Genomic DNA, 25122 nt, shown 5'->3' on the forward strand with positions numbered 1-25122 from the left:
TCGTTACAATGCGAAACATCTGGAAAAACTCAAAAAAGGATTTTGCACATAATGAATATCGCAATCAATATCATTTGCGTTTATCTTGCGCGAGAAAAGGTAATAAAAATCAATCTATTTTGTGGGGATAAAGCGAAACGGCGGGCGGTTCCGGCGGTTGAACACCGCCGGAAGCGGGGCGCATCAGGACTCGAGGACCAGCGGCCAGAGACGGAGGGTGGTGTCAGTGATTTGCATCAGTTTGTCAAAATCGGCGCCTTCCCGTGCGCTGATGGACATCCCCTGCAGGACACAGTTGAGAAACTGCGCCAGCTGGCCCACGTCGCGGCCCGCGGGCAGTTCGCCCTGTGCTTGCCGCTGCTGCAGAAACTGGGTTAGCGCCTGCTCCTGCATCGCATGGCGGGATTTGATGGTATTGGCGATATCCGTCGAGGAGGCGGCCAGCGCGGCGGAGGTATTGATGATAAAGCAGCCGGCCGGTGTCTCTTTGCTGGTAAAACAGGTGGCGACCGCGGTGAAGTAGTCGCGCAACGCCCGATCGACGGATTTTCCCTCAGCAAACAGCACGGCTTCGTGCTTCGCGGCAAAGCGCGAAATGTAACGGTCCAATACTGCGCGGAACAGTCCTTCTTTATTCACAAATTCCGCATACAGGGTGGGGGCTTTTGCTCCTGTCGCCTCGACCAGATCGGCGAGCGAGGTCGCCTCATAGCCGTGCTGCCAGAAGAGTGTCATGGCTTTGTCCAGCGCCGCATCCCTGTCGAACACCTTCGGTCGGCCACGGCTTTTTTTGGCGCAACTCTGAACGTCAGTTGTCATGATGCCGTTGTACCTATGTTGGTTTGGTGAATCGTCATTATAAAAATAAACGATCGCCGGGGCCAGCGCTGTTGGTTCAAAAATAAATAATTCATATGCGTATGAAAATTAAGCATTTTATAAATAGTTAAACGGTCGTTATAAAAATGCGTTGACGTGTGACTTAGATCACATTAATATTTACCTATCGATCGTTAAGTTAATGCTTACGACCCTACTATAAAATTCATCTGCATAGGTATAATAATCATGAAAACCGTTAATACTCTGGCTATTGCCGCCGTTCTTAGCTCCCTCTCTTTCGCCAGCTTTGCCGCTGTTGAGGTGCAGTCCACCCCAGCTGGCCAGCATAAAGTGGGCACTATCTCAGCTTCCGCAGGGACTAACCTGGGTTCGCTGGAAGACCAGCTGGCGCAGAAAGCGGATGAGATGGGCGCCACCTCATACCGTATTACTTCGGTAACCGGTCCGAATACCCTTCACGGTACCGCGGTTATCTACAAGTAAACCCGATGCGTCGCTGCCCGGCCCCCTTCACCGGTCAGCGATGAGTAAAACCCTGTTGTACCCCTGTTTGACCCTTGCCAACAAAAAACCCGCCTTCAGGCGGGTTTTTTGTTTTCTGCAGCGTGAGGTTACAGCGACTGCGGGCCGGGGTCCGCATGACGGGTGACGTCAATGGGCATGCCCGAGCGGTAATTCATCGCGCGCTCCATCACTGTTCCGTCGGTCTGCGGCGCCTGTTTGAACGCCTTCATGGCCGCGTTAAGCGTAATAGGCAGGGTCTGCGGGTCATCATCGATATGCTCAGACAGCGGCTGATGGACCTCAACCAGACGGCGACCGTCCGGCTCTACCGACGCCTTGATCGGCGTGTTGATAATATTCACCTTCGTGCCCGGCGAGATGGCGTTGTACAGCGCCTTGATATCGTTGTCGCGCAGACGAATACAGCCGGAGCTGACGCGCATACCAATGCCGAAATCGGCATTGGTGCCGTGCAGGAGATAGACTCCGCCATAGGCGGCGAGGCGGATGGCGTGATGTCCCATCGGGTTGTCAGGACCGGCAGGCACCACCGCCGGCAGCTCAATCCCCATCGCTTTGTAGCGCGCGCGAATGTTGGCGGTTGGCGTCCAGGTCGGATTGGCCCGCTTGTCGGACACGGTGGTAACCATTGTCGGCGTGATGGTGGTTCCGCCCAGCTGGCCGATGCCGATCGGGTAGACGGTCACTTCATTCTTGCCCGGCGGGTAATAGTAGAGGCGCAGTTCGGCAAGGTTAATCACCAGCCCTTCGCGCGGCGCATCGGGCAGCAGCGTCTGCAGGGGGATGGTCAGCACGCTGCCGGCGCGCGGAACGTAGGGGTCCACCCCGGGATTGGCCTGCAGCAGGGCCAGGAAGCCGACATTGTACTTTTTGGCAATCGCCTCCAGCGAACCGCCGTTATCCTGCACCACATGGAACTGATTCTGCCCCACCAGTCGGCTGCCCGGCGGGGGAAGGGGCCAGGTGTTAGCGCGCGCGGGCAGCGCCAGCGCAGCAACCAGCGCGACCAGCGCCAGCATCAAGGGGAAACGGATTCTCATTACCATAACTCCAAAATATATAAGTGGTTATTTTTATATGAAAAAGGAGATGAGATTATGGCGTGAGTCTGTGTGGGGAAATCCAGGCGGATTGCAAAATGTTTGTAAAGATTGCCAGATATGTGGAAAGGGGGATACGGCGTAACGGCCGTATCCCCCCGCGATCAGGCGACGGCGTTCTCTTCCAGCTGGCGGATGAACTGGCGAACCCAGTCCATCCGCGTCTTACGCTCCTCGAGATCCTGCATGAACTTCAGGCGCGTCGGCCCGTCCAGGCGGAAGTGCTGCGGCTGCTTCTGCAGCAGGCCAATTAACCACACCGGATTGACGTTGTTTTTCTCGTTAAATTCGATCACGCCGCCTTTTTCGTTACTTTCCAGTTTACGGATCCCCAGCTTCTGCGCCTGCTGACGCAGACGGGCGATATCCAGCAGGTTGCGGGCGGCGTCGGGCAGGCGACCAAAACGATCGATCAGCTCGACTTTGATCTCCTCCAGATCCTGTTCGTTTTTGGCGCTGGCAATGCGCTTATAGAACGACAGGCGGGTATTGACGTCGGGGATGAAATCGTCAGGCAGCAGGGAAGGCATGCGCAGTTCGACTTCCGTCTGCTGGCTGGTGAGATCCTCCAGCGACGGCTCGCGCCCGGCTTTCAGCGCATCCACCGCATTCTCCAGCAGCTCCATATACAGGGAGAAGCCGATGGTCTCCATCTGACCGCTCTGATCTTCGCCCAGCAGTTCCCCGGCGCCGCGGATCTCCAGATCGTGGGTAGCTAGCGCAAAGCCGGCGCCGAGATCTTCCAGCGAGGCAATGGCTTCAAGGCGCTTTTGCGCATCGGTGGTCATCGCCTTTGGATGTGGCGTCAGCAGCCAGGCATAGGCCTGGTGATGGGAGCGGCCAACGCGGCCGCGCAGCTGGTGCAGCTGGGCGAGGCCAAAATGGTCGGCGCGTTCGATGATGATGGTGTTGGCGGTGGGAATGTCGATCCCGGTTTCGATGATGGTGGTGCACACCAGCACATTGAAGCGCTGGTGATGGAAGTCATTCATCACCCGCTCCAGCTCACGCTCCCGCATCTGACCGTGGCCGATGGCGATCCGCGCTTCAGGCACCAGCTCCGCCAGTTTGTCGGCGGCTTTCTGGATGTTCTCGACGTCATTAAACAGGTAGTAAACCTGGCCGCCGCGCAGCGTTTCACGCAGGATCGCCTCGCGCACCACCAGCGCATCGTATTCGCGAACGAAGGTCTTTACCGCCAGGCGGCGCGCCGGCGGCGTGGCGATGATCGACAGATCCCGCATCCCGCTCATCGCCATGTTCAGCGTTCGCGGGATCGGCGTGGCGGTGAGGGTCAGGATATCGACATCGGCGCGCATCGCTTTGATACGCTCTTTATGCCGCACGCCAAACCGGTGCTCTTCGTCGACGATCAGCAGCCCCAGATCGCGGAGCTTCACCTCGCTCTGCAGCAGCTTGTGGGTGCCGATCAAGATATCGATTTTGCCTTCCGCGGCCTGCTCGAGGATCTGCGCCTGCTCCTTAGCGCTGCGGAAACGGGAGAGCATTTCGATGCGTACCGGCCAGTTGGCGAAACGATCGCGGAAGTTGTCATAGTGCTGCTGAGCCAGCAGGGTGGTCGGCACCAGTACCGCCACCTGTTTGTGGTTCTCCACAGCGAGGAAGGCGGCGCGCATGGCCACTTCAGTTTTGCCGAAGCCCACATCGCCACACACCAGGCGGTCCATGGCCAGCGGCTGGCACATATCGCTGAGGACGGCGTTGATCGCCTGCGCCTGATCCGGCGTGGTTTCAAACGGGAAACCGTCGCAGAACAGCTGATACTGTTCGCGGTCGTGTTTAAAGGCAAACCCGGCTTTCGCTGCGCGCTGGGCGTAGATATCCAGCAATTCGGCCGCGACGTCGCGTACCTTCTCGGCCGCTTTTTGCCGCGCCCGGGTCCAGGCATCGCCGCCCAGCTTGTGCAGGGGCGCGTTCTCTTCCGCTCCGCCGGCGTAGCGGCTAATAAGATGCAGGGAGGAGACCGGAACGTATAATTTGGCATCGTTGGCGTAGGTCAGCATCAGGTATTCGCCGGTGATGCCGCCCGCCTCCAGGGTGGTCATGCCCGCATAGCGTCCCACGCCGTGTTCCAGGTGAACGACCGGCTGGCCGATATGCAGTTCGGCAAGGTTGCGAATGAGTGTGTCAGGGTTAATGGTGCGACGGGAATCCTGACGACGGCGCGCGACGCGCTCGCCGAGCAGGTCGCTCTCGCAAATCAGCGCCAGGCCGCGCTGGCTGTCGATAAACCCGTGCTCGGCGGCGCCAATCATCAGATAGCGGCCGTTGCCGGTGGCTTCCTCCAGACGCAGCACGTGTTTTGGCGCAACTTTAATCCGCGCCAGCATTTCGCTCAGCGCTTCACGGCGACCCTCGCTTTCCACCGAGAAGATAACCGGGCCGGTAAACGCTTCGAGGAAGCGGCGCAGATTATCCAGCGGCGCTTTGTTTTGCGCCTGGACGGCGATGTCCGGCAGCGTCTGGTAGCCCAGATTGGTATTTGCCGCTTTGTCCGCCAGGCGCTCGGTTTTCAGCTGTACGCGCGGCCACTTTTTCAGTTCGCTAAACAGCTCATCGCTGCGCAGCCACAGCAGTTCCGGCGGCAGGAGCGGGCGCATCGGATCGACGCCGCGGTTTTCAAAACGGGCGCGGGCTTCATTCTGGAAACGCTCCGCGCTGGCCTCGAGATCGCCGGTGTTGACGATCAGCGTGCTGGACGGGAAATAGCTGAATAACGGCGGCAGCGGCTCGCTGAAGAACAGCGGCTGCCAGTATTCGATACCGGCAGGCAGCGTCCCTTTACTGACCTGCTGATAGATATGCTCGGCATCGCGTTTCACTTCAAAGCGGTCGCGCCACTGGCTGCGGAACAGCTCGATGGCGGTCTGATCGGTGGGGAATTCGTGCGCCGGGAGCAGGTTAATGGCCGCCACTTCCTCCAGCGTGCGCTGGCTGTCGACGTCGAACAGGCGCAGGCTGTCGATTTCATCGTCAAAAAAATCGAGGCGGTAGGGCTGGTCGCTGCCCATCGGGAACAGATCGAGCAGCGCGCCGCGGGTAGCATATTCGCCATGCTCCATCACCTGATCGACATGGCGGTAGCCGGCCCCCTCAAGCTGATCGCGCAGCGCATCGCGCGACAGGCGCTGACCCTTTTTCATCACCAGCGCGTGGCCGTGAAGGAAGCTGTGCGGACAGACGCGCTGCATCAGCGTGCTGACCGGGACGATCAGCACGCCGCGCTGCATGGTGGGTAACTGGTAAAGGGTGGCAAGACGGGAGGAGATGATGTCCTGATGCGGTGAGAAGCTGTCATAAGGGAGCGTCTCCCAGTCCGCCAGCCCCATCACCATGCTGTCGGTGAACTGCCTGATCTCGTCGTTCAGACGCAGCGCGTTTTGCATGTCAGGCGCCACCAGCACCACCGGGCCCTTGTGGCGTTCGGCCATCTCCGCCACCAGGGTGGCGCAGGCTGCGCCGGTCAACTCGCCAAGCTGGCGCTGGTCACCGGCTTTCACCGGCAATGAGTATCGATATTGTTCAGGCATAGACGGTTTCATGGTCTCTTAGGGATTCGCTCTGCCGATATGGAGGGCAACTCGCTGATATTCAATAGTGAGATTATCCGCGATTGGTCTGGATTCGCCAACCCGAATTGCCATCGCGTGTTGGGTGAAGAAAGGTCAGCGCTGTCGATAAGCGTAAAGATAAATAAGTAAGTACTTATCTATCCGTTTGTATTTGCTTGGGTTTTAGGATTTTTGCTAATAAAGTCGTCAGGTATCAGTCATTTACGCTGCCCCTAATCGCTTATATACTCGGGAATCGGCTATCAGCAACCAGATGGATGACATGTATCAACCTGCCGCACTCTTTATCGGCCTGCGCTATATGCGTGGGCGAGCAGCCGACCGCTTCGGTCGCTTCGTCTCCTGGCTTTCCACCATCGGTATTACCCTCGGCGTCATGGCGCTGGTGACGGTCCTGTCGGTGATGAACGGCTTTGAACGCGAGCTGCAAAACAACATCCTGGGGCTGATGCCCCAGGCCATACTTAGCGCCAAACAGGGTTCGGTGAATCCCCAACAGCTGCCGGAGCGCGAGGCGAAACTCCAGGGCGTAACCCGGGTGGCGCCGATCACCACCGGCGACGTGGTGCTGCAGAGCGCGCGCAGCGTGGCGGTTGGGGTCATGCTGGGCATCGACCCGGCGCAGAACGATCCCCTGACCCCGTATCTGGTGAACGTCAAACAGAGCGATCTGCAGGCGGGTAAATATAACGTTATTCTCGGCGAGCAGCTGGCGGGTCAGCTGGGGGTTAATCGCGGCGATAAAATTCGCCTGATGGTTCCTTCCGCCAGCCAGTTTACGCCGATGGGCCGCGTGCCGAGCCAGCGCCTGTTTACGGTCATCGGCACCTTCGCTGCCAACAGCGAAGTCGATGGTTATCAGATGCTGACCAACATCGACGACGCTTCCCGTTTGATGCGCTATCCGCTGGGGAATATCACCGGCTGGCGCCTGTGGCTGGATAAACCGCTGCAAGTGGATACCCTCAGCCAGCAGACGCTGCCGCCGGGCACCCAGTGGCAGGACTGGCGCGAGCGCAAGGGTGAACTGTTCCAGGCGGTGCGCATGGAGAAAAATATGATGGGCCTGCTGCTCAGCCTGATCGTCGCCGTCGCGGCCTTCAACATTATTACCTCGCTGGGGATGATGGTGATGGAGAAGCAGGGCGAAGTGGCGATCCTGCAGACCCAGGGGCTGACGCCGCGGCAGATTATGGCCGTCTTCATGGTGCAGGGCGCCAGCGCCGGGATCGTCGGCGCGCTGCTGGGAGCGGTGCTTGGTGCGCTGCTGGCCAGCCAGTTGAATAATTTAATGCCGATCATCGGCGCCTTCCTTGACGGCGCGGCGCTGCCGGTGGCGATTGAGCCGCTGCAGGTCGTCGTTATCGCCCTGGTGGCGATGGCGCTGGCATTGTTGTCTACGTTGTACCCTTCCTGGCGCGCTGCCGCCACTCAACCCGCTGAGGCTTTACGTTATGAATAAGATCCTGCTGCAATGCGACAACCTGTGCAAACGCTATCAGGAAGGCAATGTGCAAACCGATGTCCTGCACAATGTCAGCTTCAGCATTGATGAAGGCGAGATGATGGCCATCGTCGGTACCTCCGGCTCCGGCAAAAGTACCCTGCTGCATCTGCTGGGCGGCCTCGATACCCCCACCTCTGGCGACGTGATTTTCTCCGGCCAGCCGATGAGCAAGCTCTCCACCGCCGCGCGCGCCGACCTGCGTAACCGCGAGCTGGGCTTTATCTATCAGTTCCACCATCTGCTGCCGGACTTTAGCGCACTGGAAAACGTGGCGATGCCGCTGCTGATTGGCAAAAAGAAGCCGGCGGACATTGAACGCCAGGCGAAAGCGATGCTGCAGGCGGTCGGGCTTGAACACCGCAGCCATCACCGTCCGTCGGAACTCTCCGGTGGCGAACGCCAGCGGGTGGCGATTGCCCGCGCGCTGGTGAACAAACCGCGACTGGTATTGGCGGATGAGCCGACCGGTAACCTCGACGCTCGCAACGCCGACAGCATCTTCCAGCTGCTGGGCGAACTGAACCTCGCGCAGCGCACCGCGTTTCTGGTGGTGACCCACGACCTGCAGTTGGCGAAGCGGATGAGCCGCCAGCTGGAGATGCGCGATGGCCGCCTGACCGCCGACCTGACCCTGATGGGGGCCGAGTAATGGCCTCTCCGTTATCGTTACTGATTGCATTGCGTTTCAGCCGCGGCCGGCGGCGCGGCGGCATGGTGTCGCTGATCTCGGTGATCTCCACCATCGGTATTGCGCTGGGGGTGGCAGTGCTGATCGTCGGCCTCAGCGCGATGAACGGCTTTGAGCGCGAGCTGAATAACCGCGTGTTGGCGGTGGTGCCGCACGGTGAAATCGAACCCGTGAACCAGCCGTGGAATAACTGGCAGGAGGCGCTGGCTAAGGTGCAGAAAGTGAAGGGGATAGTCGCCGCGGCGCCCTATATTAACTTCACCGGCCTGGTGGAAAGCGGCAGCAATATGCGCGCCATCCAGGTGAAAGGGGTCGACCCGCAGCAGGAAACCCGGCTCAGCGCGCTGCCCACCTTTGTGCAGAATAACGCGTGGGCCGGCTTCAAGGCCGGTGAACAGCAGGTGATTCTGGGTAAAGGCGTCGCTGATGCGCTGCACGTGAAGCAGGGAGACTGGGTGTCGATCATGATCCCTAACGCCGACGCCGACCATCAGCTGCTGCAGCCGAAACGCGTCAGGCTGCATGTGACAGGTATTTTGCAGCTGAGCGGCCAGCTCGATCATAGTTTTGCCATGATCCCGATGCAGGATGCGCAGCAGTACCTGGAGATGGGCGGCAGCGTGACCGGCATCGCCATCAAGGTCACCGACGTTTTCCATGCTAACAAGCTGGTGCGCGACGCCGGCGAGGTGACCAACAGCTACGTCTATATCAAGAGCTGGATCGGCACCTACGGCTATATGTATCGCGATATCCAGATGATCCGCGCCATTATGTACCTGGCGATGGTGCTGGTGATCGGCGTGGCCTGCTTCAATATCGTCTCGACGCTGGTGATGGCGGTCAAAGACAAAAGCGGCGATATTGCGGTGCTGCGCACGCTTGGCGCAAAAGACGGCTTAATTCGCGCGATTTTCGTGTGGTATGGTTTATTAGCCGGATCGGTAGGCAGCCTGTTTGGGGTGGTGATCGGCGTGATCTGCGCGTTGAACCTGACGTCAATCATCAACGGCATCGAATACCTGATTGGGCATAAATTCCTCTCCGGCGACATCTATTTTATTGACTTCCTGCCGTCAGAACTGCACTGGCTGGACGTCTTTTATGTGCTGGTGACAGCACTGTTGCTGAGTTTGCTGGCCAGCTGGTATCCCGCCCGCCGCGCCAGCCGTATCGACCCGGCGAGGGTGCTGAGTGGCCAGTAATTTATCGTCATCGTCGGCCTGGCTGACGACACAAGAGGAATTGCTGAAATGTACTATGGATTTGACATTGGCGGCAGCAAGATAGCGCTGGGCGTATTTAATCAGGAGCGGCGACTGCAGTGGGAAAAACGCGTCGCCACGCCGAAAAGCAGTTATGAGGATTTTCTTCAGGCGGTAGAGGCGCTGGTCCGCGAGGCCGATGAGCGCTTCGACCAGCAGGGGTCGGTTGGGATCGGTATCCCGGGGATGCCGGAAACGGCGGACGGCACGCTGTATGCCGCTAACGTGCCTGCCGCCAGCGGCCGGCCGCTGCGCGCCGACCTCAGCGCGCGGCTGGGGCGCGATGTGCGCCTCGATAATGACGCCAACTGCTTCGCGCTGTCGGAAGCGTGGGACGATGAGTTTACGCAATACCCGCTGGTGATGGGGCTGATCCTCGGCACCGGCGTGGGCGGCGGCCTGGTGTTGAACGGTAAATCGATTACCGGACATAGCTATATCACCGGCGAGTTTGGTCATATTCGTCTGCCGGTGGATGCCCTGGAGGTGGTCGGGCGTGATTTTCCGCTGCTTCGCTGCGGCTGCGGCCAGCTGGGCTGCATTGAAAATTATCTCTCCGGCCGCGGTTTTGCCTGGCTGTATGAACATTTTTATCAGCAACCGCTCACCTCGCCGGAGATTGTGGCGCAGTGGCAGCAGCACGATCCGCGCGCCCAGGCGCACGTAGAGCGCTATCTCGATCTGCTGGCGGTGTGTCTGGGGAATATACTGACCATTGTCGACCCGGATTTGCTGGTGCTCGGCGGTGGATTATCTAACTTTACGGCCATTAGCGAAGGGCTGGCGCAGCGATTACCGCGCCATCTTCTGCCGGTCGCCAGGGTACCGCGCATTGAGCGCGCGCGCCACGGCGATGCCGGGGGAATGCGCGGTGCGGCCTTCCTTCATCTGACTCATTAATCACAGAGGTAGCTATGCAGTCGCGCCGTTTACATCGATTGAGCCGTTTTCGTCGCAATAAACGTCAGTTGCGTGACCGTCTGCGTCAGCGGATTTTCTTTAGGGAGGACAGGATGAAGCCTGAAGCGATGGCCAAACCGAGAGTGGTGGTGTTAACCGGCGCGGGGATATCGGCGGAGTCGGGGATCAAAACTTTCCGCGCGGCCGATGGCCTGTGGGAAGAGCATCGGGTGGAAGATGTGGCGACGCCGGAAGGCTTCGCCCGCGACCCGGCGCTGGTGCAGGCGTTCTACAACGCCCGTCGTCGTCAGCTGCAGAGTCCGGAGATCGCGCCGAACGCGGCGCATCTGGCGCTGGCGCGTCTGGAGGATCTGCTGGGCGACCATTTTCTGCTGGTCACCCAGAATATCGATAATCTGCACGAACGCGCCGGCAACCGCCGGGTAATCCATATGCACGGCGAGCTGCTGAAGGTGCGCTGTTCGTGGAGTGGCCAGGTACTGGAGTGGACCGGCGACGTCACCGCAGAGGACAAGTGCCACTGCTGCCAGTTCCCGGCGGCGCTGCGTCCCCACGTGGTCTGGTTTGGCGAAATGCCGCTGGGGATGGACGAGATCTACAGCGCGCTGGCCGAAGCGGATATCTTTATCGCCATCGGCACCTCCGGCCACGTTTATCCGGCGGCCGGCTTTGTGCACGAGGCGCGGCTGCACGGCGCCCACACCGTTGAACTGAACCTGGAGCCCAGCCAGGTGGGCAGCGAGTTTGCCGAAAAGCACTACGGACTGGCGAGCGAAGTGGTGCCCGCCTTTATCGATAAGCTGCTGCAGGAAAACGCGCTGTAAACTGAAGCAGCCTGCCGGGGACGAGGGCGACGCCCGCCGCCTCCGGCAGCGCTGCTGACAAGGATGATACGTCATGACAGGAGTCAGACCATGCATAATCCCCTGGTCATTGAATCGATCGCCTTGATCGCGGCCATTCTCGTTGGCGTCTGGAGCCAGCGTGCTTTACCGCTACACGCCGACAGCCGACCGATCCTCTTCCTGCTGTGTCTGTTCGTCGGCACCGGCAGCGCATTGTGCCTGCTGCTGGATGGTTTAGCCCTGTTGCTAACCGGCCAGATAGCGACCGGCGGTGTGCGAATATACGGCCCGTTGCTGCTGCTGGTGGCGCTGTGGAAACCCCTCAACGGGGTTGTCGGCATCATGGAGGGTGTTTTGCAGCGGCGAGCCGCAAAAGGGAAGGGCAAAGACCAGCGCGACGGCGGACGACGCTGATCCGCCGCCTGCGCCGTGGCTTATTTATAGCGCCTTTTGCATATTAATGACCGAACGGGCGTTCGAGGCGCTGGTAGCCAGCACATCGATAACTCCGGTGCGTAATGCCCCCAGGATCGCCGTCGCTTTCGTGCTTTCGGAGGCGATAGCGATCACGCAGGGGATGGCCCGCAGCTGTTCGAGACTTAAGCCAATGACCCGGTCATTCATTACCGTATCGACGGGCTTGCCCTGAATATTGAAAAAGCTATACCCCGCCAGATCGCCCACCACCCCCTGTTCCTGACGCGCGGTGGCAATTTCCTGCGGCGTAAACCAGCCGAGCTGGACCATAAAGCTGTTTTCATTCATATCGCCGAGGCCAATGATCGCCACGTCAGCCTTGCTGGCCTGTTCGAGCGTGGCCTTAATCAGGCGGTTTTGCATAAAGGCCGCGCGCAGCTCCGGGGTTTCCACATAGGCCGGGGCGTAAAGTGTTTCGCTGAAGCCGTTAAATTTGCGCGCCAGATTCCGGCTGATGTGGTCGGCGTCAATCAGCTGATTGTCACGCTTGGTTCCGCCGATGCCGCAAATAAAGCGGCAGTGGCGCTCAGGAAACACGCCAACGTGATTCGCCACCGCGGCCACATTGCGTCCCTGACCCACGGTGACGGTCATATCGTTTTTTAACACGCCAGCCAGGTAGTTACTGACCAGGGCCGCCACTTGCTGGCGCTGTTCATCCTCATCATGGTGATCCAGGGCAATCAGCGCGCGCTTAATGCCAAAGTGCGAAATAAACTGCTGCTCAATCTGGGAGCTGAAGACCGGATGGTATTTGACGCTGATCTCAACAATCCCTTCCTGACGCGCTTTTTTCAGCAGGCGCCCGACTTTGATACGTGAAATGCCAAATCGCCTGGCAATCTCTTCCTGCGTTTGTTCCTGGTCGTAATAAGCCACCGCAATTTCAGTGAGCAGGGCGTAATCTGAGTCTTGTTCAATCATGGCCTGGCATTTCCATCTCTGATGTCCCTTTTATATTACTGCGCCTGTAAAATAAATTCCTGTGTAACGCGTTGAACAATGTCGCAATAACCTTGCGCGTCCCAGGCCGCGCGGCCGATAAACAACCCATTGATCTCCTGCTGGCGCAGCAGTTCCACCGCATTTTGCAGCGTAACGCTGCCGCCATACAGCAGGGGGATACGGGTTCCCGTCTCGTGACCAAACAGCTCGCAGAGCGCCTGGCGCAACGCCTGATGAATAACGCCCGCCTCCTGCGGCGAGGCGGGGGTGCCGTGTTCGCCAATGGCCCACACCGGTTCATAAGCAATCAGGGTCTGCAGCGCTTGCTGGTGGCTCAGGCCATACAGGGCGATTTTCATCTGCCGCACCACGCTCTCCCGCGACACCTGCCAGCGTTTCTCCTCGGCGCTATCGCCAATACAGATCAGCGGGCGCAGGCCATGACCTAAGGCGCTGTGTACTTTTCGATTAATCGCGGCATCGCTTTCATTAAAGGCGGCGCGTCGTTCTGAATGTCCCAGCTCAACAAGCGTGGCGCCGGTTTCTGCCAACATGGCCGCCGAGATTTCCCCGGTCCAGGCGCCCTGATCCGCTTCATGCATATTCTGCGCGCCGGTCAGAAGCGGTAACTGATGCGTTTGCAGAAAATGGCTGACGGGTTGGATAGCGGTGAAGGGGGGAATGACGAAGGGCTGAATAGCAGGGTGACAGCCCTCAGGCATTCGCGCTGCCAGCGTTTCGCACCACGCCATGGCCTGCGACAGCGGCTTGTTCATTTTCCAGCTGGTTCCTAACCATATCGGGGTCATCGTTGCTTCTCCTATTAATAAAATCAGACGCTTGCCAAATGTGGGTGCCATACCCTGTATTGAGGTTGAACTTTTTATCAGTGCGTGAACATATGTTAGATCACATTTTTCGATGAAAAAAATCTATGAATTTTTTTATGTGATCTTCATCACTTATGGCGGCTCATTCCTCAGGTAATGTTTTGAGCATATGATTCTGTAATGAACATATGAACAATCAACTGAGACAATGAGAGGCGCATGATGTCAGCAGAGAAAAAACCCGTTGTGGCGATTACCATTGGCGATCCGGCAGGGATCGGCCCCGAGATCACCGTGGCCACCATGATGGACAAAAGTGTGTATGACGAGTGCAAACCGTTCCTGATCGGCTCGGTACCGATTATCAGCCGGGCGATGAAAATCATGGGTTGCGATTTTGCTATCCATAAAATTGCCCATCCGCAGGAGGCCCGTTTCAGCTGGGGGACGTTGGATGTTCTGGAAACCGGCGACTACGATTGCGACAGCATCGAATGGGGCAAGGTGCAGAAGCTGGCGGGGCAAATGTCACTGGACTATGTGATGAAGTCGATCGAGCTGGGCAAAGCGGGGCTGATCGATGTGGTCTCGACTGCACCAATTCATAAGGAAGCCATCAAGCTGGCAGGATGTAAGCTCCCGGGCCATACCGAAATCTATCAGGTGGAAACCCAATCTGATTACGGTCTGACCATGTTCCACGTCCACAACCTGCGCGTCTTCTTCGTGAGCCGTCATATGGCGCTAAAAGCAGCCTGTGACTATGCCAACAAAGCGCGAGTGCTGGCCTGCGTTCAGCAGATCCACCATGAATTTACCGCCCTGAACATCAAAAATCCGCGCATTGCCGTGGCTGCCCTGAACCCGCATGGTTCCGACAACGGTCTGTTTGGTCACGAAGAGGCAGACAATCTGATCCCGGCGGTGAAAGCGGCCCAGGAGATGGGGATCAACGCTATCGGGCCAGTTCCGGCCGATTCCGTCTTCCATCTCGGCAAACAGGGGCGCTACGACGCCATTCTCTCGCTGTATCACGATCAGGGGCATATCGCCTGCAAAACCCTCGACTTTGAACGTTCGATCACCATTACCTTCGGCCTGCCGTTTATGCGCAGCTCCGTTGACCATGGGACGGCGTTTGACATCGCCGGTACCGGTAAGGCGGGTACCGTCAGTATGCTGGAGTCGACGCTGGTGGCGGCCCGTTACTGGAAAATGAAGCATCAATAATCGCTGAGGTTCATGCGAATCACGAGGACAGAGAAATGGAAAAACATCTGTTGATTAGCAAGGGCTGTAAGGGCTGGGGTGGGCCGCTGACTATCACGCTGGGTCAGGGGAAAAAGATCGCGTACATCACCGGGGGTATCCGCCCCCCGGTCGTCGACCGCCTGAGCGAACTGACCGGCTGGCCCTCAATTGATGTATTCAAAAATGGCGAACCGCCGGCGGAAGAGATTGGTTTAATGGTCATCGACTGCGGCGGCACGTTGCGCTGCGGACTCTATCCGAAGCGGGGAATTCCCACCATTAACCTGCATCCCACCGGTAAAAGCGGCCCGCTGGCGGAATTTATACACGAAGGGATCTACGTCTCCGGGGTGACGCCAGCCTGCATTGAGATGGTCTGGCCGCAAGGGGAAGGCGGAAAGCTTGGGATCGTGGCGGACGATCTGACCGGGGCAACCACCGTCGGGGTGCTGCTGGCGCGCAGCGGTTTAAAAACCGCCGCGTTTTTCGATACCGAATCCTTCGCCCGCAATGAGGTAGAGTATCCGGCGATGGTGGTCAGCAGCGACAGCCGCCCATTGCCGAAAGCGGAGGCCCAGCACAAAGTGAGCGCTGCGGTGAAACAGCTGCAGGCTCGCGGCGCGCACTATTTCACCAAGCGGATTGATACCACGCTGCGCGGCGGCATCGGATTTGAAATCGACGCCATGCTGGAACAACTGCCGCAGGAGACGGTGGCTGTTGTGGTGCCGGCGATGCCGCAGTCACGGCGTATTCTCGTCGGCGGTTACTCGGTGATTGATTCGGTAGCCCTGTCGCGGACCGATGTGGCTCGCGATGTACGTACTCCGGTCACCGAGTCGTGGGTGCCGGGACTGTTGGCAGCGCAGACCCATCATCAGGTCGGGCATATTGCGCTGACGTCGGTGATGAAAGGCGAAGGGCAAATCCAGCAGGATTTACAGGAACAACAACAGCGCGGCGTGCGGGTGATAGTGGTCGATGCGATAACCGTCGACGATGTCGATGCCATCGCCGGGGCGGTAGTGGCCCTGAACTGGAACGTGCTGGCCGTCGATCCAGGGCCCTTTACCGAACGGCTGGCGGTTCGTCGCGGCCTGATGCGCGAAGCGCGGAGCAGCGCGCCTGCGAGCCTGACAGCGGACAGCCAGCGCGGCTCGATTCTGATCGTCGCCGGCAGCGCAACGCCAGTGACCAAAAAACAGCTCCAGTATTTGATCGCCAATGATGCCCGGGTCTGCCATATCCCGGTGGATGCCGAGCTGTTGGTTGACCGGAAAAACGCCGCTGAGATTGAAGTCAATCGCGTGGTGCAGCATGCCCGGCAGTGCGTTCCGGCGCAGCACAACGCGCTCTTTGTTTTTGAGTCCGCCTTGACCGGGCGGTTGCTAAACCTTCAGGAAGAGGAGCAGAGATTTGCTCTGGCCCACGGCCAGGCTGCGCAAAATATTAACCAGGGGCTGGGCAGTATTGTGCGCGAGGTGCTTAACTGTGCGTCGGGTGAAATTAAAGGATTGTATATGACCGGTGGCGATACTATGGTCAATGTACTAAAAGAGCTGGGTGCCACCGGAATAGAAATGATTGACTATGTCATCCCGCAAACCGATATGGTGCGGATTATTGGTGGCGATTATGCCGGCTTAATTTGTGTCGGAAAAGGAGGGTTAACCGGACCGGAAGATATTATTAGCACCATTGTTGACCGAATTTATCAAGAAGCACAGCAATAACCCAGTCATCTAATAACTAATAAACGACGTAATGGTCGTCAGGGTAGTATTGCGTCGTTATCTCTGTTAAATCTTAATTTAAGAGTTACCCTATGAATATTAATATACTTGAGAAAATGAATAAGGTGCCCGGTGGGTTAATTATTATTCCACTGCTGGTGGCCATATTAATTAATACTTTCGCGCCCCAGGTGCTCAGCATTGGCGGCCCGACCACCGCCTTATTTAAAGTTGGTTCCAGTGCCATGATGGGCATATTTTTGCTCATTTGCGGAACCTCGATCAATATCCGTCAGGCCGGGTTACCGCTCTATAAAGGCGCCGTGCTGCTGTTTCTCAAATGTCTGGCCGGGGCTCTGGCGGTATGGGCCGCGGGAACGTTGTTTGGCCCGAGCGGTTTTCTCGGGATATCGACCCTGGCGCTGATTGCCTGCCTGACCAGCTCGAACAGTTCCCTCTATATCGCATTGTGCAGCAACTATGGCGATGCCAGTGATGCCGGGGCGATCTCCGTATTCTGCATCAAGGATGGTCCGTTTGTTACCATGATGGTGCTGGGCGTTAGCGGCCTGGCCAATATTCCCTTCGCCGCGCTGCTGTCGATGCTGATCCCACTGCTGATTGGCATGCTGTGGGGCAATCTGGACGAACGTTTTAAACAGTTATGCGCTGCGGCGCAGCCGCTGGTGATCATTATTATGTCGTTCGCCATCGGCGCCAACTCCAGTATCAATACGGTGTTCACCGCCGGGCTGTCCGGGATCCTGTTGGGTATTATCTCCGCGCTAACCGGGATTGTGTTCTACTTTATCTACAACCTGTTTTTGAAGAAGAAAAGCGCGCTGGGCGCCGCGCTAGGAACCACCGCCGCCAGCTCGGCGCTGACGCCGGCGATGGTTGCCCAGGCTGATCCTTCGCTGGCGATGTACGTGGATGCCGCCACCGCGCAGCTGGCGACGGCGAGCATTATCACCATGATCACCGCGCCGATACTGGTCGCCTGGTTTGATAAACGGCTGAAAAAGCGTGCGCCAGCCGCTGAACCGCTGAAAGAGGTGAAAAGTGAAGAGAGCGTGACATTATCTTCCCCTGCTGCCAAAGGACACAAATAGTATGAGCGTGCCGTTGTATTCATTACGGATTACCGCCGTCGGGGAATATGTTGAGTGCTCTCTGCGGGAGCTGCGACTTATTTTATTCTCCGATGCCGTTCCCGACGATATTGCGAATTATTGCGCTGTACACCAGGCCAGCGAACTGACCGCCGAGTTATCGCCCGGTCAGCAAATGAAATTAAATGATAAAAATTATCGGGTGACCGCGGTAGGCCGTGTGGCAACGGCAAATTTACGACAGCTTGGCCATATCACGCTAAATTTTGATGGCGCAGATATCGCTGAATTACCCGGGACGGTACACCTTTACGGCGAACCACCACAAATTATTCAGCCTGGCGACCAAATTTCGTTTTACCCGAATTGTCATTAAGACGTACTGTTAAATTAAGGAAATAACCATGAAAACAATCGCTATTGGTGCGGATGATGCCGCCTATGCTTTTCGCGATGCCATCGTCGCTTATTTGAATGGGTTGGGAATTAACGTCGCGGATTACAGCAGCGATCAACGCCAGGGGAGTACCGTTTATCCGGATGTTGCCCATGCGGTGGCGATGTCGATTAAACAGGGCGAACACGAGCGCGGCATTCTGATCTGCGGTACCGGCATTGGGATGAGTATTGTGGCCAATAAAGTCCCCGGGGTCCGCGCCGCACAGTGTCACGATACCTTCTCCGCCGAGCGAGCGCGTAAAAGTAACAACGCGCAGATTATTACCCTCGGCGCGCGGGTGATTGGCACTGAGCTGGGCAAAAAAATTATTCAGGCGTGGCTTGAGTCCGAATATGAAGGCGGCGGCTCCGCGCCCAAAGTGGAACGTATTGATTATTACGAACACCAGCATGCCAGAGATTAATCTCCGCAGTCGTAAGATAAGGAACAGATGATGAGCCAGTTAGACGAACTGAAAAAATACACCACGGTTGTTGCTGATACCGGCGATATTGAATCGATTAAAAAGTTTGCACCACAGGATGCGACCACCAACCCCTCGCTGGTGCTGAAGGCCGCGCAGCTACCGCAGTATCAGCCGCTGATTGCCGATGCGATTGGCAAGGCACGCCGCCAGGGAGGCAGCGCAGAAACGCAATTGATTAACGCCTGCGATCAGGTGGCAGTGGATATCGGCAGCGAGGTGCTGCGCCATGTGCCCGGGCGTATATCCACCGAAGTGGATGCCCGCTTTGCCTGGGATCGCGGGATGTGCGTCGCGAAGGCGCGCAAGCTCATTCAGTTATATGAAAAAAATGGCATTGGTCCCGAGCGGATTTTAATTAAGCTCGCCGCCACCTGGGAGGGCATTCGCGCTGCCGAAGAGCTGGAGCAGAGCGGTATAAACTGCAACCTGACGCTGCTGTTCTCTTTCGCTCAGGCCCGGGCGTGCGCTGAAGCGGGCGTCTTTCTCATTTCGCCCTTTGTGGGTCGCATCTACGACTGGTATCAGAAGCACCAGCCGCAGTTAGCCTATCAGGTGGACAGCGACCCAGGCGTGGTCTCTGTGCGCCAGATTTATCAGTATTACAAATCCCATGGCTATGACACGGTGGTAATGGGCGCCAGCTTCCGTCGTATCGAGCAGATCCAGGCGCTGGCGGGCTGCGATCGCCTGACTATCTCTCCGGCACTGCTGGACGAGCTGGCGGCCAGCGAAGGGGCGCTGACCCGCCAGTTGACCCCCGGCTGCGTGACGGAAACCCGTCCCAGCCCGATGACGCAGGCGGAATTCCTCTGGCAGCATCATCAGGATCCCATGGCAGTGGAAAAACTAGCGGAAGGGATCCGCCTGTTTGCTGTCGATCAGGTGAAACTGGAACAACAGATTCAGCAGATGCTGTAGGCCGCAGGGGAAATAGACCGATGAAGACGACAAATACCACTCGCCGCCAGTGCGCCAATGCGCTGCGCGCCCTGAGCATGGACGCTGTACAGAAAGCCAAATCCGGCCACCCGGGTGCCCCGATGGGTATGGCTGACATTGCCGAAGTGCTGTGGCGTGATTTCCTGAACCATAACCCGAACAATCCGGCGTGGGCTGACCGTGACCGTTTTGTCCTGTCCAATGGCCATGGTTCGATGCTGATTTACAGCCTGCTGCACCTCACTGGCTACGATCTGCCGATATCCGAGCTGAAAAACTTCCGCCAGCTGCACGCCAAAACCCCGGGCCACCCGGAAGTCGGCTACACCGCGGGCGTGGAAACCACTACCGGTCCGCTGGGCCAGGGTATCGCTAACGCGGTCGGGATGGCTATCGCCGAGAAAACTCTGGCGGCGCAGTTCAACCGTCCGGGGCACGACATCGTCGACCACTACACCTACGCTTTCATGGGCGATGGCTGCATGATGGAAGGCATTTCTCACGAAGTGTGCTCCCTGGCCGGTACCCTGAAACTGGGCAAACTGGTGGCGTTCTATGATGACAACGGTATCTCCATCGACGGCCACGTTGAAGGCTGGTTCACCGACGATACCGCGAAACGCTTTGAAGCCTACGGCTGGCACGTGGTGCGCGGCGTTGACGGGCACGACGCTGACGCCATCAAACGCGCGGTAGAAGAAGCGCGCGCGGTCACCGACAAACCGTCCCTGTTGATGTGCAAAACCATCATCGGCTTCGGTTCGCCGAACAAAGCAGGCACCCACGACTCCCACGGCGCACCGCTGGGCGACGCCGAAATCGCCCTGACCCGCGAAGCGCTGGGCTGGAAATACGCGCCGTTTGAAATCCCGTCTGACATCTATGCGCAGTGGGATGCCAAAGAAGCCGGCCAGGCGAAAGAAGCGGCATGGAACGAGAAGTTCGCTGCCTACGCCAAAGCTTTCCCGCAGGAAGCCGCCGAATTCACCCGCCGCATGAAAGGCGAGATGCCGTCTGACTTCGACGCCAAAGCCAACGAGTTCATCGCGAAGCTGCAGGCCAACCCGGCGAAAATCGCCAGCCGTAAAGCCTCGCAGAACGCCATCGAAGCGTTTGGCCCGCTGCTGCCGGAATTCCTCGGCGGCTCCGCTGACCTGGCGCCGTCCAACCTGACTCTGTGGTCTGGCTCTAAGCCGATCAACGAAGACGCTGCCGGGAACTACATCCACTACGGCGTGCGTGAGTTCGGTATGACCGCGATTGCCAACGGTATCGCGCTGCACGGCGGTTTCCTGCCGTACACCTCCACCTTCCTGATGTTCGTCGAGTATGCGCGTAACGCGGTACGTATGGCGGCGCTGATGAAGCAGCGTCAGGTGATGGTCTACACCCATGACTCCATCGGTCTGGGCGAAGATGGCCCGACTCACCAGCCGGTAGAGCAGGTCGCTTCCCTGCGCGTGACCCCGAACATGTCCACCTGGCGTCCGTGTGACCAGGTTGAATCCGCAATTGCGTGGAAATATGGCGTTGAGCGTCAGGACGGCCCGACCGCGCTGATCCTGTCCCGTCAGAACCTGGCGCAGCAGGAGCGTACCGCAGAGCAACTGGCGAACGTGGCCCGCGGCGGTTACGTGCTGAAAGATTGCGCCGGCCAGCCGGAGCTGATCTTCATCGCCACCGGTTCAGAAGTGGAGCTGGCGGTGGCCGCGTGGGACAAACTGACTGCCGAAGGCGTGAAGGCGCGCGTGGTCTCCATGCCGTCCACCGACGCGTTCGACAAGCAGGATGCGGCTTATCGTGAATCCGTACTGCCGAAAGCCGTGACCGCGCGCGTTGCCGTGGAAGCCGGTATTGCTGACTACTGGTTCAAATACGTTGGCCTGAACGGGGCGATCGTTGGCATGACCACCTTCGGTGAGTCTGCGCCGGCTGAGCAGCTGTTCGAAGAGTTCGGCTTCACCGTCGACAACGTGGTCGCTAAAGCGAAAGCGCTGCTGTAAATCCCCACCGCTATCGCCCGGCCCGGTGTCGGGCGATACGCTCCCTGAGTAATGATCTTCCGGTCATGCGTTCGTCTTCTCCTTCCTGAACCATTTACCACTCTATTTTGTGCGTGACCGCTGATTTCTGTACGTTTTTTTGTGCAGACCGGCAAATGTAGACCAGATTCAATAGGCGCCCGCGCGATCGCGCCGCACCCCTCAATTCCGCCGGAAGTCTGCAAAGGAGACCCCGCCATGCCGTCACCGATGATTTATCAGGATCTCACCACCACCGCGCTGCTCAGCCATGCGGCGCAATACCACAGCGAGACCGAGATCGTCTCGGTGAGCGCTGGCGGTGAGAAGGAGCGCAGCAGCTGGGGGGAGGTGGCCAGCCGCGCTCAGCGGCTGGCGTCGGCGCTGGCATCATTGGGGCTGCCACCGGGCGCCCGCTGCGCCACCCTCGCATGGAACAACCGTCGCCACCTGGAGATCTATTTTGCCGTCGCCTCCGGCGGCTGGGTAACGCATACCGTCAATCCGCGGCTGTCGGTTGACCATCTACTGTATATCCTCAACGACGCTGCCGACGAAGTGCTGTTCTTTGATCAGACCTTTTTGCCGCTGGTAGCGCAGCTGCAGGCGCAGCTGCCGACGGTGAAACACCTCGTGCTGATGGAGCCGCGCAGCGAAGCGGCGCTCAGCCAGCTGCCCTCATTGCTGTTTTATGACGATCTGTTGCAGCAGGGAATGGCAAACTATCGCTGGCCGCAGTTGAATGAACTGACGCCGGCCTCGCTCTGCTATACCTCGGGAACCACTGGCCGGCCGAAAGGGGTGTTGAATACCCATCGTTCGCTGGTCCTGCACGCTTTGAGCGGCAATCAGCCGGACGCCGCCGGGATATCGGCCAGGGACAGTCTGTTGCCGGTGGTGCCGATGTTCCATGTCAACGCGTGGGGGACGCCGTTTATCGCCGCCATGGTCGGGGCGCGGCTGGTGCTGCCGGGGCCGCACCTCGATGGCGACAGCCTGCTGCAGCTGCTGGCTGCCGAGAAAGTAACCGTGGGGTTTGGCGTACCGGTGATCTGGGCCGGCTTGCTGGCGGCGATGCGTCGGACAGACGTGAGAATGCCTGAATTCAAACGTGCGCTGGTTGGTGGTTCCGCGCTGCCGCCGTCGATGGCCGAGGCCTTTCAGCGCGATTACGGCATTGCGCTGACCCACGCCTGGGGAATGACCGAAACATCGCCTATCGGCACCATCAACACGCTGTTGAGCAAACATGATGCCCTCCCGGCACAGGAGCAGCAAAAGCAGCGTACCGGTCAGGGGCGGCCTATTTTTGGCATCGAGCTGCAGGTGGTCGACGTGGATGGCGAACCGTTGCCCCGGGATGGTCAAAGTCAGGGGTATCTGCAGGTGAGGGGGCACTGGGTGGTAGAGCAATACTATGGTCAGGACGAAAGCGCCCTGACCGCGGCAGGCTGGTTTGATACCGGCGATATTGGTACGCTCGACGCCAATGGTTATCTGGTGATCAGCGATCGGGCAAAGGATATTATCAAGTCCGGTGGCGAGTGGATCTCCACCGTTGAGCTGGAGAATATTGCCATCGCGCATCCGGCGGTACGCAGCGCGGCGGCCATCGCCGCCCGCCACCCGCGCTGGGACGAACGGCCGGTGCTGCTGTGCGTCCGCGCGGAAGGGGAGGAAGTGGAGGAGAGCGATCTGCTGGCCTGGTTTGAGAAACGGGTGCCCAAGTGGCAGATCCCGGACCGGGTGATATTTGTCGATGCGCTGCCGGTCAGCGCCACGGGCAAGGTGCTTAAAAACCAGCTGCGCCAGGCCTACGGGGAAATTTTAATGAGTGAGGGACAATGAGCCACGCGCGACCCGGTCTGACGACCTGCTCTCAGTATGACGCAGCGCTGCACGCCTTGTCGGCGGCGCGCCAGCGCTGGGCGGAAACCTCAGTGAACCGTCGTCTGGCGCTCCTGCGCCAGATCAAGGATGCCCTGGCCAGCATAGCGCCGGCGTGGGTGGAGGCGGCGGCGAGGGCTAAAGGGCTGCCGGCGGGGGATCCGCTGACGGGCGAAGAATGGCTGGCGGGCCCCTGCGCGCTAATGGTCGGCTGCAACGGGCTTATCGCCACCCTGGAGCAACTGGAGGAGAAAACCTTTCTGCGGCGGATCCCGCTGAGGACGCTGGCGGACGGCCGGCTGGCGCTGCGGGTGGTGCCCGGCACGCTCTGGGATCGGCTGCTGCTCTCCGGTATTCGCGCTGAAATTTGGATGCAGCCGGGAGTCACCCGGGGCAATCTCGATCGCTGCGCGGCAGCCGCATACGACATCCCGCCGGCCGCGCGGCAGGGCAAGCTGGCGCTGGTGCTCGGCGCCGGAAATGTGGCCTCTATCGCGCCGCTGGACGTGTTACACAAGCTGTTTATTGAAAATCAGGTCTGCCTGCTGAAGCTCAACCCGGTGAATGATTATCTGCACGATCTGCTGGCTCAGGCTCTGGCGCCGCTGATCGCCATGGATGCGCTCCGCATCGTCACCGGCGACGCCCGGGCGGGGGCGTGGCTGACCACCCATCCCGCTGTCGATGAGATCCATATCACCGGATCGCGGGAGAGCCATGACGCCATCGTCTGGGGCGATGGGGAGGCCGCTCGCCAGCGTCGGGCCGCCGGGACGCCGCTGAACCCGCGCCGGGTGACCTCAGAGCTGGGCGGCGTTAGTCCCACCATTATCGTCCCCGGGCCATGGAGCGAGGCGGATATCGCTTTTCAGGCGCAGCAGCTGGCGACGCAGAAAATGAACAACGGCGGGTTTAACTGCGTGGCCAGCCAGGTGCTGATCCTGCAGCAGGGCTGGGAGCCGGCGTCGGCCCTGCTTAATCAGCTGTACCGGCTGATCGCCGCCAATACCCGCCCGGACTATTACCCCGGTGCGGAAAACCGGCTGACTAACTTTCGCCTGCGCGCCCGCCAGCCGCTGGAGATAGCGCGCGGCGACGCGCTGCCGTTGATTGTGGCTAACACCGAGGATGACCCCGACTTCTGCCAGCAGGAGGTCTTTGGTCCGGGGCTGTCGATCACCCGCCTTGAGGCCGACAGCGCGGAAAGCTTTCTGCGTCAGGCGATCGGCTATGCCAATCAGCGGCTGCAGGGCACGCTGGGAGCCAATATTGTGATCCACCCGCGCACCCGTAAAGCGATAGGGCGTAAGCGTTTTAACGCGCTGATCGCCGAGCTGCGCTACGGCACGGTGGCGATCAACTGTTGGAGCGGGGTGGCCTTCCTGTTAGCCCCTTGCCCGTGGGGGGCGTTCCCTGGCCATACGCTCGACGATATTCAGAGCGGGCGGGGCAAGGTGCATAACAGCTTTATGCTGGAGAAAACCGAGCGCACGGTGATTGAGGCGCCGTTTCGGCCGTTTCCGCGCAGTCTGTGGCATGGCGAACTGACGCTGATGCCTTTGCCGCCCTGGTTTATTACCCACCGGGGGCAGGAAGCGGTGGCGAAACGGCTGGTGGATTTTTACCATCGGCCGCGCTGGCGCAAGCTGCCGGCGATCCTCTGGCGCGCGCTGAGAGGCTAAACTGAGGGGAAAAAAGGGCGGAACCGCGGTTC

24 protein-coding genes are annotated in these 25122 nt (G+C 58.9%); 18 read left to right on the plus strand and 6 right to left on the minus strand.

Annotated elements, in window-relative coordinates; genetic code table 11:
• Positions 1–8: 8 nt before the first annotated feature.
• Positions 9–131 carry a hypothetical protein gene (locus GQR96_RS09240; protein ID WP_004140642.1) on the plus strand — a complete coding sequence of 41 codons (123 nt, stop codon included), beginning with the start codon at positions 9–11 and terminating at the stop codon, positions 129–131.
• A 52-nt stretch (positions 132–183) separates the two neighbouring features.
• Here the strand turns inward: GQR96_RS09240 and GQR96_RS09245 are convergent, their stop codons facing one another.
• Positions 184–819 (minus strand): TetR/AcrR family transcriptional regulator, encoded by a 636-nt coding sequence (locus GQR96_RS09245; protein WP_004204579.1) that lies wholly within the window; start codon positions 817–819, stop codon positions 184–186.
• Entirely contained in the window at positions 816–935 is a 120-nt protein-coding gene (locus tag GQR96_RS09250; RefSeq protein WP_048294479.1) for a hypothetical protein, read from the minus strand. The genes GQR96_RS09245 and GQR96_RS09250 overlap by 4 nt, the downstream gene beginning before the upstream one ends.
• A gap of 133 nt (positions 936–1068) precedes the next feature.
• Between GQR96_RS09250 and bhsA the strand changes: the two genes are divergently transcribed.
• Entirely contained in the window at positions 1069–1326 is a 258-nt protein-coding gene (bhsA, locus tag GQR96_RS09255) for a multiple stress resistance protein BhsA (protein ID WP_002900788.1), read from the plus strand.
• A 128-nt stretch (positions 1327–1454) separates the two neighbouring features.
• Here the strand turns inward: bhsA and GQR96_RS09260 are convergent, their stop codons facing one another.
• Together GQR96_RS09260 and mfd are read right to left on the minus strand one after the other, a co-directional pair.
• Entirely contained in the window at positions 1455–2408 is a 954-nt protein-coding gene (locus GQR96_RS09260; protein ID WP_017898955.1) for a L,D-transpeptidase LdtC, read from the minus strand.
• Between the two features lie 164 nt (positions 2409–2572).
• Positions 2573–6019: a transcription-repair coupling factor gene (gene mfd / locus GQR96_RS09265; RefSeq protein WP_065802211.1), complete on the minus strand. Its 3447-nt coding sequence runs from the start codon at positions 6017–6019 to the stop codon at positions 2573–2575.
• 39 nt (positions 6020–6058) lie between these two features.
• Here mfd and GQR96_RS09270 point away from each other — a divergent pair, with 39 nt between their 5' ends.
• From GQR96_RS09270 to GQR96_RS09300, 7 genes are all read left to right on the plus strand, one after another.
• Positions 6059–6190 (plus strand): hypothetical protein, encoded by a 132-nt coding sequence (locus GQR96_RS09270; protein ID WP_004140630.1) that lies wholly within the window; start codon positions 6059–6061, stop codon positions 6188–6190.
• A 133-nt stretch (positions 6191–6323) separates the two neighbouring features.
• Complete coding sequence (gene lolC / locus GQR96_RS09275) at positions 6324–7523, plus strand: lipoprotein-releasing ABC transporter permease subunit LolC (RefSeq protein ID WP_004204582.1); 1200 nt, start codon at positions 6324–6326, stop codon at positions 7521–7523.
• A complete protein-coding gene (gene lolD, locus GQR96_RS09280) occupies positions 7516–8217 on the plus strand; it encodes a lipoprotein-releasing ABC transporter ATP-binding protein LolD (RefSeq protein WP_004204584.1) in 702 nt (233 codons plus the stop codon). Before lolC ends, lolD begins: the two co-directional genes overlap by 8 nt.
• Positions 8217–9461 (plus strand): lipoprotein-releasing ABC transporter permease subunit LolE, encoded by a 1245-nt coding sequence (gene lolE / locus GQR96_RS09285; RefSeq protein WP_008806005.1) that lies wholly within the window; start codon positions 8217–8219, stop codon positions 9459–9461. The genes lolD and lolE overlap by 1 nt, the downstream gene beginning before the upstream one ends.
• Positions 9462–9509: 48 nt before the next feature.
• The gene (nagK, locus tag GQR96_RS09290) at positions 9510–10421 is read left to right on the plus strand and encodes an N-acetylglucosamine kinase (protein WP_032455829.1); all 912 of its coding nucleotides are present in this window, start codon (positions 9510–9512) and stop codon (positions 10419–10421) included.
• Between the two features lie 14 nt (positions 10422–10435).
• A complete protein-coding gene (cobB, locus tag GQR96_RS09295) occupies positions 10436–11266 on the plus strand; it encodes a Sir2 family NAD+-dependent deacetylase (RefSeq protein WP_017898959.1) in 831 nt (276 codons plus the stop codon).
• 90 nt (positions 11267–11356) lie between these two features.
• Positions 11357–11701 carry a hypothetical protein gene (locus GQR96_RS09300; RefSeq protein ID WP_069734271.1) on the plus strand — a complete coding sequence of 115 codons (345 nt, stop codon included), beginning with the start codon at positions 11357–11359 and terminating at the stop codon, positions 11699–11701.
• A 24-nt stretch (positions 11702–11725) separates the two neighbouring features.
• On the opposite strand, the gene GQR96_RS09305 is transcribed toward GQR96_RS09300, so the two are convergent.
• Together GQR96_RS09305 and GQR96_RS09310 are read right to left on the minus strand one after the other, a co-directional pair.
• The gene (locus GQR96_RS09305) at positions 11726–12688 is read right to left on the minus strand and encodes a sugar-binding transcriptional regulator (protein ID WP_004204597.1); all 963 of its coding nucleotides are present in this window, start codon (positions 12686–12688) and stop codon (positions 11726–11728) included.
• A gap of 35 nt (positions 12689–12723) precedes the next feature.
• Positions 12724–13518, minus strand: coding sequence for a triose-phosphate isomerase (locus tag GQR96_RS09310; protein ID WP_004204598.1), 795 nt, complete (start codon positions 13516–13518; stop codon positions 12724–12726).
• Between the two features lie 243 nt (positions 13519–13761).
• Here GQR96_RS09310 and pdxA point away from each other — a divergent pair, with 243 nt between their 5' ends.
• From pdxA to GQR96_RS09355, 9 genes are all read left to right on the plus strand, one after another.
• Positions 13762–14769 carry a 4-hydroxythreonine-4-phosphate dehydrogenase PdxA gene (pdxA, locus tag GQR96_RS09315; RefSeq protein ID WP_004179336.1) on the plus strand — a complete coding sequence of 336 codons (1008 nt, stop codon included), beginning with the start codon at positions 13762–13764 and terminating at the stop codon, positions 14767–14769.
• Between the two features lie 35 nt (positions 14770–14804).
• On the plus strand, positions 14805–16523 hold the full coding sequence (locus GQR96_RS09320) for a four-carbon acid sugar kinase family protein (RefSeq protein ID WP_065904851.1): 1719 nt from the start codon (positions 14805–14807) through the stop codon (positions 16521–16523).
• A gap of 92 nt (positions 16524–16615) precedes the next feature.
• Positions 16616–17635 (plus strand): 2-keto-3-deoxygluconate permease, encoded by a 1020-nt coding sequence (locus GQR96_RS09325; RefSeq protein ID WP_065904849.1) that lies wholly within the window; start codon positions 16616–16618, stop codon positions 17633–17635.
• A 1-nt stretch (position 17636) separates the two neighbouring features.
• Entirely contained in the window at positions 17637–18011 is a 375-nt protein-coding gene (locus GQR96_RS09330; protein WP_065904847.1) for a PTS glucitol/sorbitol transporter subunit IIA, read from the plus strand.
• 28 nt (positions 18012–18039) lie between these two features.
• Entirely contained in the window at positions 18040–18498 is a 459-nt protein-coding gene (gene rpiB, locus GQR96_RS09335; RefSeq protein WP_065904845.1) for a ribose 5-phosphate isomerase B, read from the plus strand.
• 30 nt (positions 18499–18528) lie between these two features.
• The gene (gene tal / locus GQR96_RS09340) at positions 18529–19479 is read left to right on the plus strand and encodes a transaldolase (protein WP_004204605.1); all 951 of its coding nucleotides are present in this window, start codon (positions 18529–18531) and stop codon (positions 19477–19479) included.
• Between the two features lie 20 nt (positions 19480–19499).
• Positions 19500–21503, plus strand: coding sequence for a transketolase (gene tkt, locus GQR96_RS09345; RefSeq protein ID WP_069134964.1), 2004 nt, complete (start codon positions 19500–19502; stop codon positions 21501–21503).
• A gap of 237 nt (positions 21504–21740) precedes the next feature.
• Complete coding sequence (locus GQR96_RS09350) at positions 21741–23369, plus strand: long-chain fatty acid--CoA ligase (RefSeq protein ID WP_065905401.1); 1629 nt, start codon at positions 21741–21743, stop codon at positions 23367–23369.
• Positions 23366–25090: an aldehyde dehydrogenase family protein gene (locus GQR96_RS09355; protein WP_065905403.1), complete on the plus strand. Its 1725-nt coding sequence runs from the start codon at positions 23366–23368 to the stop codon at positions 25088–25090. The genes GQR96_RS09350 and GQR96_RS09355 overlap by 4 nt, the downstream gene beginning before the upstream one ends.
• Positions 25091–25122: the final 32 nt, after the last annotated feature.

It is taken from the genome of Klebsiella sp. PCX (assembly GCF_021869705.1).
GTDB lineage: Bacteria > Pseudomonadota > Gammaproteobacteria > Enterobacterales > Enterobacteriaceae > Klebsiella > Klebsiella quasipneumoniae.

What these genes read in the sequence shown, in the direction of transcription:
- GQR96_RS09260 (WP_017898955.1), bottom strand. Translation starts at nt 2,408, where the DNA reads ATGAGAATCCGTTTCCCCTTGATGCTGGCGCTGGTCGCGCTGGTTGCT.
- GQR96_RS09245 (WP_004204579.1), bottom strand. Translation starts at nt 819, where the DNA reads ATGACAACTGACGTTCAGAGTTGCGCCAAAAAAAGCCGTGGCCGACCG.
- GQR96_RS09305 (WP_004204597.1), bottom strand. Translation starts at nt 12,688, where the DNA reads ATGATTGAACAAGACTCAGATTACGCCCTGCTCACTGAAATTGCGGTG.
- lolE (WP_008806005.1), top strand. Translation starts at nt 8,217, where the DNA reads ATGGCCTCTCCGTTATCGTTACTGATTGCATTGCGTTTCAGCCGCGGC.
- GQR96_RS09350 (WP_065905401.1), top strand. Translation starts at nt 21,741, where the DNA reads ATGCCGTCACCGATGATTTATCAGGATCTCACCACCACCGCGCTGCTC.
- GQR96_RS09250 (WP_048294479.1), bottom strand. Translation starts at nt 935, where the DNA reads ATGCTTAATTTTCATACGCATATGAATTATTTATTTTTGAACCAACAG.
- pdxA (WP_004179336.1), top strand. Translation starts at nt 13,762, where the DNA reads ATGTCAGCAGAGAAAAAACCCGTTGTGGCGATTACCATTGGCGATCCG.
- GQR96_RS09310 (WP_004204598.1), bottom strand. Translation starts at nt 13,518, where the DNA reads ATGACCCCGATATGGTTAGGAACCAGCTGGAAAATGAACAAGCCGCTG.
- lolC (WP_004204582.1), top strand. Translation starts at nt 6,324, where the DNA reads ATGTATCAACCTGCCGCACTCTTTATCGGCCTGCGCTATATGCGTGGG.
- tal (WP_004204605.1), top strand. Translation starts at nt 18,529, where the DNA reads ATGAGCCAGTTAGACGAACTGAAAAAATACACCACGGTTGTTGCTGAT.
- nagK (WP_032455829.1), top strand. Translation starts at nt 9,510, where the DNA reads ATGTACTATGGATTTGACATTGGCGGCAGCAAGATAGCGCTGGGCGTA.
- rpiB (WP_065904845.1), top strand. Translation starts at nt 18,040, where the DNA reads ATGAAAACAATCGCTATTGGTGCGGATGATGCCGCCTATGCTTTTCGC.
- GQR96_RS09240 (WP_004140642.1), top strand. Translation starts at nt 9, where the DNA reads ATGCGAAACATCTGGAAAAACTCAAAAAAGGATTTTGCACATAATGAA.
- mfd (WP_065802211.1), bottom strand. Translation starts at nt 6,019, where the DNA reads ATGCCTGAACAATATCGATACTCATTGCCGGTGAAAGCCGGTGACCAG.
- tkt (WP_069134964.1), top strand. Translation starts at nt 19,500, where the DNA reads ATGAAGACGACAAATACCACTCGCCGCCAGTGCGCCAATGCGCTGCGC.
- GQR96_RS09320 (WP_065904851.1), top strand. Translation starts at nt 14,805, where the DNA reads ATGGAAAAACATCTGTTGATTAGCAAGGGCTGTAAGGGCTGGGGTGGG.
- GQR96_RS09300 (WP_069734271.1), top strand. Translation starts at nt 11,357, where the DNA reads ATGCATAATCCCCTGGTCATTGAATCGATCGCCTTGATCGCGGCCATT.
- GQR96_RS09330 (WP_065904847.1), top strand. Translation starts at nt 17,637, where the DNA reads ATGAGCGTGCCGTTGTATTCATTACGGATTACCGCCGTCGGGGAATAT.
- GQR96_RS09270 (WP_004140630.1), top strand. Translation starts at nt 6,059, where the DNA reads ATGGAGGGCAACTCGCTGATATTCAATAGTGAGATTATCCGCGATTGG.
- bhsA (WP_002900788.1), top strand. Translation starts at nt 1,069, where the DNA reads ATGAAAACCGTTAATACTCTGGCTATTGCCGCCGTTCTTAGCTCCCTC.
- lolD (WP_004204584.1), top strand. Translation starts at nt 7,516, where the DNA reads ATGAATAAGATCCTGCTGCAATGCGACAACCTGTGCAAACGCTATCAG.
- GQR96_RS09325 (WP_065904849.1), top strand. Translation starts at nt 16,616, where the DNA reads ATGAATATTAATATACTTGAGAAAATGAATAAGGTGCCCGGTGGGTTA.
- GQR96_RS09355 (WP_065905403.1), top strand. Translation starts at nt 23,366, where the DNA reads ATGAGCCACGCGCGACCCGGTCTGACGACCTGCTCTCAGTATGACGCA.
- cobB (WP_017898959.1), top strand. Translation starts at nt 10,436, where the DNA reads ATGCAGTCGCGCCGTTTACATCGATTGAGCCGTTTTCGTCGCAATAAA.